The organism is Paraburkholderia sediminicola, assembly GCF_046026675.1.
Taxonomy (GTDB): Bacteria; Pseudomonadota; Gammaproteobacteria; order Burkholderiales; family Burkholderiaceae; genus Paraburkholderia; species Paraburkholderia sediminicola_F.
The window spans coordinates 2,302,957-2,315,211 of record NZ_JAQQEY010000001.1 but is presented as its reverse complement, the minus strand read 5'-3'; the positions used below and the strand labels follow the sequence as shown (position 1 = coordinate 2,315,211).

Genomic DNA, 12,255 nt, shown 5'->3' with positions numbered 1-12,255 from the left:
ACGCGGGCGGTATGCATGACCGTTGCCGAGCCTTTCACGGGTTCACGGTGTCGCCGGTTCACGGCAGCGCGGCGAGCCGTGCGCGCAAGGCGGCATAAAAACCGTCCGCGTCGACTTCGGTGATCCAGGTCGCGTTCGGCTTGCGGCCGCTGTGTCCGCTCCAGTCCACCACGGTTTCACCGAGCGTCCATTCGCCGACTGTCTCGATCATCACGTTGACCTCGCGTCCTTTGAATAAGGACGGCTCGATCAGGTAGCCGGTCGCGCAGGGGTCATACATGGGCGCTTCTTCAATGCCCCGGCGTCCCTTCTGATACGCGACTTCCGCGGCCATGATATCGGCGGCCATGGTGCCGCAGCGATTGCCGAGTGCGCGAATCGGTGCGATCCGGGCCGGCGTGATCGGCGCTTTCACAGCGACGTCGCGCGGCAGCACGACGATCGGCACACCGCTCGCAAACACGACTTGCGCGGCCTGCGGGTCGACGTAGATGTTGAACTCGGCTGCGGGCGTGATGTTGCCGCGCTCGAAGAAGGCGCCGCCCATCAGCACGATTTCGCGGATGCCGTTGCGGATCTCCGGCGCTTCGGTGAACGCGGTGGCGAGGTTGGTCAACGGCCCGAGCGCGCACAGCGTCACGCTATGCGGCGGCGCCGCGCGCAAGGTGTCGATCAGGAAGGCGACCGCGTGCTGCGGGGCGAGAGGCGCGAGCGGTTCATGCAGCGGCACGCCTTCGAGACCGGTCTTGCCGTGCACGTTGGCGGCCGTGATCAGTTCGCGCGTGAGCGGGCGCGGGCAGCCGGCATAGACCGGCAGCGATTGCGACCGCTCGGCCCAGTCACGCACGATGCGCGCGTTGCGCTCGGTGAGATTGAGCGGCACGTTGCCCGCGACTGTCGTGATCGCGCGCACGTCGATCCGGTCGCTCGCGCCGAGCGCGAACAGGATCGCAATCGCGTCATCCTGACCGGGATCGCAATCGATGATCACGCTGCGGCGCGCGCCGCTTTGCAAAGCGGGTGCGCTCGAAGCGGACGTGCCACTGGCCGCGTCAGCCGCTCCAGCACCACCTGCAGCGGCGGCCAGCATCGGCCACGCCGATGCACCCGCAGCCAGTCCCATGGCCGTGCGCAAAAACGCGCGCCGGTCCTGCGTTGGATCGAAGGTGTTCATCATCGTCAGAACACGTGGCGCATGCCGACCGTCGTGATCATCTGACGGATGCCGGTGGATTGCGCATAGGCAAAAATCTGCGCGTGTTGCGCGTCGCCAGCAGCTTGCTGCGCGATCACCGTCAGCGCGACGTCGGTGCGTTTCGACAGAAAATAGTCGGCTTGCAGATTGACCTGATGCCATTTGGGGCTCGTGTTGATCACATCGTATTTGCCGTCAGTGAAGGCATACGCTGCGCCGAGAACGAGCGCGGGCGTCACGTGGTAGTTCAGGTTCAGGTTGTAGTTCTGCAAACGCAGATGCGAACCGTCGAGATAATCGTAGCGGACATCGGTGAAAAGCGCTGCAAATTGCGCGGCGCCGACCGTATAGAAGCCACCCGTGCCGAAGATGCGCTGCTTGCTCGCATACGCAGCCGGATGCAACGCGCTCTTCGCGAAGATCAGCAGCGACGACGCGTAGTCGTTCGAAATCGCGCCGTCCGGATTGGTCGCGCTGAACGGGTTGTTGTACTGCGCGTAGACCACGCTCCACTTCAGCGGGCCGTTCTCGTAACCGGCGCCGAAGCTGTATGCATTGTTGTTGGCGAAACCGGTGGCGTTGCTGAAGCCATATTCGGCCGTGGCTTTCAGGCCGCGGTAGTCAGGCGTCACGTACTTCACCGCATTTTGCACGCGGATGTCGTTATAGCCGTTGTCGTTGTCGCCGATATTCACGCCGTTGCTCGCAATGATCACCGGGCCGACGTAGTCGTGCACCGTGTCGTACTGACGGCCGAAGGTCAACGTACCGTACTTCTTGCTGGCGAGCCCGACGAACGCCTGCCGGCCGAATTCGCGGCCGTTTTGCGACGCGGTGCCGGTCATCACGTTAAAGCCGTTTTCCAGCTGGAAGATCGCGGTCGTGCCGCCGCCCAGATCTTCGACACCCTTCAAACCCCAGCGCGGGTTCTGGTTGGTCCCCGAAAGTGCCTGCCACGCGTTCTTGCCGCCCTGATTCGTCGCATAGCCGACGCCCGCCGAAATCAGGCCATACAGCGTCACGCTGCTTTGCGCATGGGCGGCGCTGGAGAGCGCGCCGGCGATCGCGAGAGGGGCGAACTTGAGTAGTTTCATCGTGGTCCAGTAGCGGGAAAGGAGGGCGCCGAGCGGAGGGCGCATTCGAACTGGGCTCGACTATACGAAGCCGTCGGCTATAAAAAATAATGTTGTTTTTTTATAGTTCCATAAATTGAATCTATTCAATGAAGTTTCCGCCGGCCGCCTGCGGACCGAGGCCGGCTGAATCCAAGCGTCCTTATCGCCTGTAATGGCATCGTTGCCGGGCCTCGGGCGATTCTGTATGGTGGATCATCGATCTACCCGATGAGACTCCGAATGACGTCCGCAACAGACCCGCTTTTGCAACCGATTCGCTCCGATGTCCTGATTGTCGGCGCCGGGCCCGTCGGCCTTTTTGCCGCTTTCGAAGCCGGTGTAATCGGCCTGTCGTGCCAGATCGTCGACGGGCTCGGCAAGGTGGGCGGGCAGTGCATCGAGCTCTATCCGGACAAGCCGATCTATGACATTCCCGCGATTCCCTCATGTACCGCGCGCGAGCTGGTCGAGCGTTTGATGGCGCAATGCAAGCCGTTCGATGTGCCCATCCATCTCGAACAACGGGTCGAGTCGGTTGAGCAGCGCGACGACGGGCGCTGGACTGTGCGCACCGACCGCGGCCTCGTATTCGACGTGGCGGCGATTCTGCTCGCCGCCGGCAACGGTGCGTTTGTGCCGCAAAGGCTGGCGCTGGCCGAAGCCGTGCCGCTGGAGTCGCGTCAAGTGCACTACAGCGTGCAACGTCTCGCCGATTTCGCCGGCAAGACCGTGGTAGTGGCCGGCGGCGGCGATTCCGCGCTCGACTGGGCGCTGGCACTGCGCAAGGTCGCGCGGCGCGTGACGCTGGTGCATCGTCGCAACGGCTTCAGCGCGGCGGATTCGAGCGTCGAGTCGATGCGGCGCGCGGTCGAAGCAGGGGAGATGGACTTCATCGTCGGCGCGATTTCGGGGCTCAACGTCGAGGGCGATGCGCTGAAATCGATTGCGCTACGGCATATCGAAGGCGAAACGCAACTCGACACCGAGCATCTCGTCGTGCTGTATGGCCTGGTTGCCGATCTCGGGCCAATCGCGCAGTGGAATCTGTCGATCCACGGCGGCCGTGTCGACGTGGATACGTCCAATTATGAGAGTTCGCGGCCCGGCATCTTCGCGGTCGGCGACATCGCCAACTATCCGAACAAGCAGAAGCTGATTCTGTCCGGTTTTCACGAGGCGTCGCTGGCGTTGCGCAAGGCATACGCGTACGCCTATCCGGAGAAGAAGCGGGTGCACGTGCATTCCAGTTACGACGCGAAGCTGGCGGAAAAGGTCGGCGCGGCGGGCTGACGGCGGGCGGCACCGTTTAGTCGGCGCGGAAGGGCGTGCTCCGCGGTCCGGCCCGCGAACATCGGCCACGCGCGGTGTATTTGTCTGTTCATACTTGCCATCCCATCTTGCATTCAGGAATCTGACTTCTGCGAATTTAAATTTGACAGTATCTGACTTTGCAGATATATTGATTCCAACCAGGAGGGAGCTGCGCATGGATCACTACACGCCGGAGAGTTTCGGTCTGACAAACAGCGTGGGCTTCGCCATCAACAAGGCGCGCAACGTGCTGATTACGGAAATGGACGCCGCGCTTAAAGATCTGGATATCACCAGCCAGCAAATGGGCATCCTGCTGTCGTTGAGTCAGGACATTGCGGCCACGCCGTTCGAGTTGTCCAAACATCTCGGTATCGACACGGGTTTGATGACACGTATGCTCGACAAGCTCGAGACCAAAGGTCTGCTGGAGCGCTCGCGCAGTATCGAGGACCGGCGCGTCGTCAATCTGAAGCTGACGAAGGCAGGGGAGGAGGTCGCCGCGCATCTTCCGCAGATTGCCCCGGTGGTGCTGAACGGGCGTTTAAGGAAATTCACCAAAGCCGAATTCGAGGAATTGCGCCGCCTGCTGAACAAGTTTCTCGAAGACTAGCAAGCGACGAGGCAGCGCTGCGAACGATCGCAGCCATTTTTTTATCTTAATATCTGACAGGTCAGCAAATGATATTGCAGCTAAATAGGCAGGCAGCCAGGTCACGCATCGCGAAGGCGGGCGTGACGGTGATCTTCGCGGCCGTGCTGTCGGCTTGCGCGAACTACGCTGGCATCTCGAGCGACAAGCAGATAGCACAGCCGCAGACCTTCGCGACGCAACAAAGCCTGCCCGCGGATCACGGCCATTGGCCCGCCGCCGACTGGGCCGATCAGTTCGGCGACGCGCAACTGAAGGCCTTGCTTGTGGAAGCGCTGAAGGGCAATCCGTCGATCGAACAGGCCCGGGCACGCGTTGCCGCGGCCGCTGCGTATAGCGACACGGCGAAGGCCAGCACGATGCCGAAAGTCGGCGCCACGTATTCGTTCACCCGCCAGCAGTATTCGGGCACGGCGCTGGTGCCGCCGCCGTATGGCGGTTCATGGCAATCGGAGAACCAGGGCCTGTTATCTGCTTCCTACGATCTCGACTTGTGGGGCAAGAACCGCGAAGCACTCAAGGCTTCGCTGTCTCAACTGCAGGCGGGCGAGGCGGATGCGGAAGTCGTCAGATTGTCGCTGACGTCCGCAACGGCACGGGCCTATAACCAGTTGGCCCGTCTGTACGCGTTACGCGACATCGCGCAGCAGGAGGTCACGCAGCGCGAGCAGATCGACCGCATCACCGCCGGCCGCATTGCAACTGGCCTCGATACCCAGGTCGAGCGCAAGACGGCGCAAGCGAACCTCGCTACGAGTCGCGCGACGTTGGCTTCGCTCGACGGCAGCATCCTCACCACCCGTTATCAACTGGCCGCCTTGCTTGGCGCCGGCCCGGACCGTGGCCTCGCGATTACGCGCCCAACGCTCGGAACCGGTGACGACGTACGTCTGCCGGCCAACCTGCCTGCCGACCTGGTGAGCCGCCGCCCGGATCTGGTCGCCGCCAGATGGCGCGTCGATGCGCTCACGCATGACGTGAAGGAAGCCAAGGCCGAGTTCTATCCCGACATCAACCTGAGCGCTGCGATCGGTCTCGATGCGTTTGGCTTCGGCCGCTTCCTGAGCGCAGCGAGCCGCACGGCATCGGCGGGTCCCGCGATCCATCTGCCGATCTTCGACGGCGGTCAGTTGCGCGCGCAACTAAAGGGCCGGTATGCCGACTTCGATTACGCCGTCGCGACGTATAACCAGACGCTCGTCACCGCGCTGTCCGAAGTCGCGACGCAACTCGCGCAGATCCGCTCGACCGACGAGCAACTCGGCGACGCGCAAGCCGCCCAGGAAGCCGCCCGCGGCGCCGATCAATTGGCGCTCACGCAGTACAAGGCCGGTCTTACGAATCAGCTGACGGTACTGAATGCCGACACCACGGCGCTCGCTGCCGACCAACAGGTCGCGAATCTGAAGATGAACCGCCGCGATCAACAGATTGCGCTGGCTGCCGCACTGGGCGGCGGCTATACCGACAGTGCCGATTCGAGCGCACAGGGCAGCGTGGCCGCGTCGGCAACCCCGGCCACTTCGGCCACCTCGGCAGTACAAACCAACCCCGTCGTCGCCACCCGCTAGGACGCCATCGCGACGCTTTCACTTTCTGTCAGGACCACAAAATGAGCGATACGATCACCACCAACCGCGAGACGGCGGACGCGGACCAACCCCAGCAGGTGCGGGCGCCTGCGAAGCGCAAGCTGCTGCTCACCTTGCTGGCCGCCACCGTAGTGTTGGCCGGCGCGGGCTACGGCGCCTACTACATCACGAACGGCCAGTATCATCAGTCGACCGACGATGCCTATGTCAACGGCAATCTCGTCCAGCTAACGCCGCAAGTGAGCGGCACCGTGGTGGCGGTGAACGCCGACGACACGCAGATCGTCAAGCAGGGCGCGCCGGTCGTGACGCTCGATAACGCCGACGCGAAAGTCGCGCTCTCGAACGCCGAAGCGACACTCGGCCAGACCGTGAGACAGGTCAGCGGCCTCTACGTGAACAACGATTTCTACGCAGCGACCGTCGCGCAACGTCAGTCCGATCTCGCGCGCGCCGAAGACGACCTCAAGCGCCGCCAGGCCGTTGCCGAAACGGGCGCGGTATCCGGTGAGGATATCGCCCATGCGCGCGATGCCGTCAGCTCCGCACAAGCCGCGCTCGACGCCGCTCGCCAGCAGGCCGCAGCCAACCACGCGCTGACCGACCGCACGTCAGTCGAACAGCATCCGAACGTGCAGGCCGCCGCCTCGAAAGTGCGCGACGCGTACCTGAGTTACGCGCGCAACACTTTGCCCGCGCCGGTGACGGGCTATGTGGCGCGCCGCTCGGTGCAGGTCGGTCAACGCGTGGCGCCGGGCACGCCGTTGATGGCGATCGTGCCGCTCGACGGTGTGTGGGTCGATGCGAACTTCAAGGAAGGCCAATTGAAGCACATGCGCATCGGCCAGCCGGTCATGCTGTCGGCCGATGTGTATGGGTCGAGCGTCAAATATCACGGCCACGTAGTGGGTTTCTCGGCGGGCACGGGCGCCGCATTTGCCGTGTTGCCCGCGCAGAATGCTACCGGCAACTGGATCAAGGTCGTCCAGCGTCTCCCCGCGCGAATCCAGCTCGACCAGAACGAACTGAACGCGCATCCGCTGCGGATCGGGCTGTCGATGCAAGTCGATGTCGAAACGCGCGACGAGTCGGGCACCCAACTGGGCGCGGCAATCAACACCACGTATCGCACGGACGTGTTCGCCCAGTACGGCGCCGACGCCGACGCCGAAATCGCCAGGATCATCGCGCAGAACGTGCCATCGGCACGTGCTGTAGCGGCAAGTACGACACCAAAGAACGCAGCACGGATAGCAGATTGAACGGGCGATCTCCCGACACCCGTTTTTTTTTAACCAATTAGCTGACAAGTCAGACATTAGCCTTCTTCCACAGGTGATGAAATGAATGGTTCGCCCAATTCCGCCACGCTCCCGCCTCTGACCGGCGGCAAGCTCGTGCTGGCGACGCTTGCCGTGGCATTGGCCACGTTTATGAACGTGCTTGATTCGTCGATCGCGAATGTCGCGATTCCGACCATTGCGGGCAATCTTGGTGTGTCGGTGGACGAGGGGACGTGGGTGATTACGCTGTTCGCCGCGGCCAACGCGATTGCGATTCCTTTGACGGGCTGGCTCACGCAGCGCGTCGGACAAATCAAACTGTTCGTGTGGGCAATTCTGTTATTCGTACTCTCGTCATGGGCGTGCGGCATTGCGCCGACTCTGCCGGTACTGCTCGCGGCGCGGATCGTGCAGGGCGCGGTGGCCGGGCCGTTGATTCCACTGTCGCAAGCGATTCTGCTTGGCTCGTATCCGCGGGAAAAGAGCTCGCACGCTTTGGCGTTGTGGGCCATGACAGCGACGGTCGGCCCCATCGCCGGCCCGGCGCTCGGCGGCTGGATTACCGACAGCTACTCATGGTCATGGATCTTCTACATCAACATTCCGGTAGGCATCTTTGCAGCAGGCGTGACGTGGGCGATTTACCGCACACGCGAAACGCCGACGAAGCGCTTGCCGATCGACAAGGTAGGGCTGCTCTCGCTGATTGCATGGGTGGGGTCGCTACAGATCATGCTCGACAAGGGCAAGGACCTCGACTGGTTCAATTCGCCCGTGATTGTTGCGCTGACCGTATTTGCGGCGATCAGCTTTGTGTTCTTTCTGATCTGGGAGTTGACCGGGAAGAATCCGATCATCGACCTGCGATTGTTCGGAGGGCGCAATTTTCTGGGCGGCACGATTGCGATTTCGGTGGCGTACGCGGTGTTCTTCTCCAACCTTGTCCTGTTGCCGCAGTGGATGCAGGAGTATCTGAGCTACCGGTCGGTGGACGCCGGTCTGGCTACCGCACCGCTTGGCATCTTTGCCGTGCTTCTTGCGCCAGTGATGGCGAAGATCATGCCGAAGTCGGATGCGCGAGTGTTGGCGACCCTGGCGTTTCTCGGGTTTGCCGGCGTGTTTTTCATGCGCTCGCATTACACGACAGGCGTGGATACGTGGACCCTGGTTTTGCCGACTCTGCTGCAAGGTATTCCGACTGCGTTGTTCTTTGTGCCGCTGACGGCGATCATCCTTTCCGGCCTCACCCCCGACAAGATTCCGGCCGCCGCGGGATTATCGAACTTCGCGCGGGTGTTTGCGGGAGCAGCGGGAACGTCACTTGCTACTACGGGTTGGAATGACCGCACGATCTTGCATCATGCGAGGCTGGCCGAGCAAACAAGTGTGAACAATCCGACGTTCACCTCCGCTCTGGACGCCGCGCAAGCGTCGCTGGGCGGAAGCGCTTCTCAGGCGATGGCGTTCTTCGAACAGTCGATGAACGCACAGGCTGCGATGCTCGGCCTGAACGATATTTTCTGGCTTTCAGCCGTGATTTTCGTGGTGATCATTCCGTTGATCTGGTTGACGAAGCCGGACAAGGCGAGCGCGGCAGCGGCGGCTGGCGCCGGGGGGCATTGAGGGTCGGGGTTTCTGCGGCGTGGTCATCGTTTGATTCAGCCCGGTGACGTTGGACCGTGAGGTTGGGCAATGACGTCGGGCAATAAGCAAAACATGGATGTGAGCCGGTGTATGCTGCCTGAACATACCAATAGACGCTTTTTCACTATGAACAAGACTGACGCCCACCCCGCATGCGACAACGGCGAGACCGTTGACGAGCCGCGCGTACTCCACGCGAACGCGCCCGTCGAAGTCGATTACGGGGCGCTGGTCCAATCAATCGAAGACTACGCAATCTTCCTGCTGGATCCGACCGGGCGGATCGTCAGCTGGAATGCCGGTGCGCAAAAACTGAAGGGCTACGCGGCGCACGAAATCATCGGTGAGCACTTCTCGCGTTTCTACCCTGCCGAAGCTGTGGCGCGCGGCTGGCCCACTTACGAGTTGCAGCAGGCCGCGCTGACTGGCCGCTTCGAGGACGAAGGCTGGCGGGTTCGCAAAGACGGCACGACCTTCTGGTGCAACGTGGTCATCACGGCGGTGCGCAACGAGTCAGGTGTGCTGACCGGCTTCGCCAAGATTACCCGCGATCTGACCACCCAGCGCGCGTTTGTGGAAGCGTTGCGGCAGAGCGAGGATCGCTTCCGTCTGTTGGTCGACAACGTGAAAGACTACGCGATTTTCATGCTCGATCCAGACGGCTATGTAGTGAGCTGGAACGCGGGCGCCGTGCGCATCAAAGGCTATACGCGCGACGAAATCGTCGGCCAGCATTTCTCGAACTTCTACACGCGCGAAGAAGCCGCGGCCGGCAAGCCCGCGCGCGAACTGGCGATCGCGAGGCAGCTCGGCCAGGTCGAAGACGAGGGCTGGCGGGTGCGCAAAGACGGCACGACCTTCTGGGCCAACGTCAACATCACGGCCGTGTATGACGAATCGAACCGGCTGCGTGGTTTCGCCAAGGTCACGCGCGATTTGACCGAACGCCGTGAGCGCGACGAACTGGCGCGCTCCAGCGAGCGCATGCGCAAGTTTCTCGCGACCCTCGCCCACGAGTTGCGCAATCCGCTTGCACCGGTGCGTAACGCGATCGGCGTGATGCAACTCGAAGCGGGCGTGAGTCCAACGCTCGCGCGCTCACGCGATCTGATCGACCGCCAGGTCACGCATCTCACGCGTCTCGTCGACGATCTGCTCGACGTCGGTCGCATCATGTCGGACAAGGTCGAGTTGCGCCTCGCGCGCGTCGATCTGGCCGAAGTGGTGGCGCGTGCGATCGAGGCGGCACGGCCGTTTACCGATGCGCGGGAGCAGAGTGTGGGGACGCATATGCCGGTCGAGCCGCTGATTGTCAGCGGCGACACGACGCGGCTCGTACAGGTACTGCAAAACCTGCTGCATAACGCGTCGAAGTTTTCGCCGTCCGGCAGCCGCATCGAGATTTTCGGGCGCGTCGATCATGAGATGGCGGTGCTGGAAGTGCGCGACCATGGCCGCGGGATTCCCGTACGTTCGCTCGATGCGATCTTCGAGCTGTTCGCGCAGGAAAAGGAAGGACAGAGCCTCGGCGAAGGTGGCCTCGGCATCGGCCTCACATTGTGCAAATCACTGGTCGAATTGCATGGCGGCAGCATCATCGCGAGCAGCGAGGGAGCGGGGTGCGGCAGTTCGTTTACGCTCAGTTTGCCGTTTGCAGAGGCGCTTCCCGCAGGGCAAGCCGATCGGGCCGGCATGGCGGGAAATGCGGTGGCGCCGCTGCGTATTCTGCTGGTGGACGACAATCGCGACTCCGCCGACAGTCTCGCCATGCTGCTCGAACTCAAGGGCCACGAAGTCCGCATTGCCTACGATGGTCCGCAGGCGCTCGCTGTCGCGCCGCGCCTTGCGCCCCACCTTGCGTTGATCGACCTTGCGATGCCAAAAATGGACGGTTACGCGACGCTTGAGGCGTTGCGCGCAATGCCGGCGCTGGCCGACACGGTGTTCGCCGCGATGACCGGCTTCGGTCACGCAAGCGATCGCGAACGTACGCGATCGGCCGGTTTTGACGCCCATCTCGTCAAGCCGGTGGAACTCTCGTTATTCGATGCGATGCTGGAGCAGGCGGAGGTGCGGCGCCGGCAACACCGTCCCGCCTGATGTCCACGGCGCACTTCCTTCCTGCCGGAGCGCTGCACGCCGTCTTCGGCGCGCTATCACCCTGAAAGAGGGCGGCGTGTCCCAGGTCCTCGATACCTGCGGCACGCCGCTTGCTGTTTGTCTGCACGCGTTGCGGCTATCAAAAGTTCGCGCGCATAGGTCAAACAGCTTCAGGGAGGCACGATGCTCGATACGCGTGATCGTGCGGCCGGCGTGAGTGCGCGGCCGCTGGAAAGAATCAGCAGAACCCGCACTCGCGATCCTCATGCCGCACTCGCCACGCAGCAGGCTGTGCATTCTGCCGGGGCGTTCGACGATTTTCTGCACGACAAGCGTTTCGATGCGAACGATCCCGCCGCGCTGGGCGATGTTTTGCACGCGCTGGTCCAGCGCGGCTACGACCGTCCGCCCGTCATACCCTTGCCCGGGCACGGGCAGACTCTGGTGCGCTGGCGTGCTCTCGCCGTCGTTGCGGCGTGCGATCTTGGTCTGGTCAAACTGTTCGAAGGACATACCGATGCGCTGGCGATTCTCGCCGAGTTGCACGGTCCCACGCCGCCCTTGGGCAGCCGCTGGGGGGTATGGGCCGCAGAGCCGCCTGACGCGCGCGTGCAGGCCGGCAAACGCGCGGCTCGTACAGACGGTGCCGGGCAACTGTATCTGAGCGGTACAAAAGCCTGGTGTTCAGGCGCGGCTGTAGTCAGTCACGCGCTCGTTACCGCATGGCTCGACGACGAGCCGGTGCTCGCCGCCGTGGCGATGAATCACGCATCGATTTCAATCGACACATCGAAGTGGCAAGCGGTCGGCATGCACGCAACCGCTAGCGCTGACGTCGGCTTCGATCGGACGCCGGCTACGCTCGTCGGCGCGGCACATGCCTACGTGCATCGGCCGGGCTTCTGGCACGGCGGCGCCGGTATTGCCGCGTGCTGGTACGGCGCCGCCGCGCAGATCGGCCGGACGTTGCGCGAAGCATCCATGCAACGTGCCGACGCCCATCGGCTCGCCGACCTCGGCGCGGTCGACGTCGCATTAGCGGGCGCTGCCGCGGTGCTGCATGAAGCCGCCGCTTATATCGACGCGAATCCACAAGCCGACTCACGACGTGAAGCCATGCGCGCGCGCCTCGTCGTTGAAGAAGCAGCGACTGCAGTGATGAGTCACGCCACGCGCACGCTCGGCGCCGGTCCGCTGTGTCGCGATGCGCGCTTTGCCCGAGCGCTGGCGGATCTGCCGGTATTCCTGCGGCAAAGCCATGCCGAACGCGATCTTGCCGCACTCGGTGAGTTGACTATCAAGGCAAGGTTCGACCCCATCTCCGCTGCCGGAGGTGCGCCGTGGATGCTCTGATACGATATAC

The 12,255-nt window shown here is 62.9% G+C and carries 9 protein-coding genes; 7 read left to right on the top strand and 2 right to left on the bottom strand.

Annotation, left to right across the window (positions count from 1 at the left end; all coding sequences use genetic code 11):
• Positions 1 to 58: 58 nt before the first annotated feature.
• Together PQQ86_RS10070 and PQQ86_RS10065 are read right to left on the bottom strand one after the other, a co-directional pair.
• Positions 59 to 1,174, bottom strand: a complete 1,116-nt coding sequence (locus tag PQQ86_RS10070; protein WP_408270202.1) for a nucleoside hydrolase — start codon at positions 1,172 to 1,174, stop codon at positions 59 to 61.
• Positions 1,175 to 1,179: 5 nt separating this feature from the next.
• Positions 1,180 to 2,289, bottom strand: a complete 1,110-nt coding sequence (locus PQQ86_RS10065) for a porin (RefSeq protein ID WP_408266216.1) — start codon at positions 2,287 to 2,289, stop codon at positions 1,180 to 1,182.
• A gap of 261 nt (positions 2,290 to 2,550) precedes the next feature.
• Between PQQ86_RS10065 and PQQ86_RS10060 the strand changes: the two genes are divergently transcribed.
• The 7 genes from PQQ86_RS10060 (at position 2,551) to PQQ86_RS10030 (ending at position 12,245) form a co-directional block, all read left to right on the top strand.
• Positions 2,551 to 3,600, top strand: coding sequence for an NAD(P)/FAD-dependent oxidoreductase (locus PQQ86_RS10060; RefSeq protein WP_408266214.1), 1,050 nt, complete (start codon positions 2,551 to 2,553; stop codon positions 3,598 to 3,600).
• A gap of 196 nt (positions 3,601 to 3,796) precedes the next feature.
• Positions 3,797 to 4,234 carry a MarR family winged helix-turn-helix transcriptional regulator gene (locus tag PQQ86_RS10055; protein WP_408266212.1) on the top strand — a complete coding sequence of 146 codons (438 nt, stop codon included), beginning with the start codon at positions 3,797 to 3,799 and terminating at the stop codon, positions 4,232 to 4,234.
• A 68-nt stretch (positions 4,235 to 4,302) separates the two neighbouring features.
• A complete protein-coding gene (locus PQQ86_RS10050) occupies positions 4,303 to 5,844 on the top strand; it encodes an efflux transporter outer membrane subunit (protein WP_408266210.1) in 1,542 nt (513 codons plus the stop codon).
• A gap of 41 nt (positions 5,845 to 5,885) precedes the next feature.
• Positions 5,886 to 7,127: an HlyD family secretion protein gene (locus PQQ86_RS10045; protein ID WP_408266208.1), complete on the top strand. Its 1,242-nt coding sequence runs from the start codon at positions 5,886 to 5,888 to the stop codon at positions 7,125 to 7,127.
• An 81-nt stretch (positions 7,128 to 7,208) separates the two neighbouring features.
• On the top strand, positions 7,209 to 8,771 hold the full coding sequence (locus PQQ86_RS10040; RefSeq protein ID WP_408266206.1) for a DHA2 family efflux MFS transporter permease subunit: 1,563 nt from the start codon (positions 7,209 to 7,211) through the stop codon (positions 8,769 to 8,771).
• A gap of 147 nt (positions 8,772 to 8,918) precedes the next feature.
• Positions 8,919 to 10,892, top strand: a complete 1,974-nt coding sequence (locus PQQ86_RS10035) for a PAS domain-containing hybrid sensor histidine kinase/response regulator (protein WP_408266204.1) — start codon at positions 8,919 to 8,921, stop codon at positions 10,890 to 10,892.
• Positions 10,893 to 11,075: 183 nt separating this feature from the next.
• Positions 11,076 to 12,245, top strand: coding sequence for an acyl-CoA dehydrogenase family protein (locus PQQ86_RS10030; protein ID WP_408266202.1), 1,170 nt, complete (start codon positions 11,076 to 11,078; stop codon positions 12,243 to 12,245).
• The last annotated feature ends 10 nt before the right edge of the window (positions 12,246 to 12,255 follow it).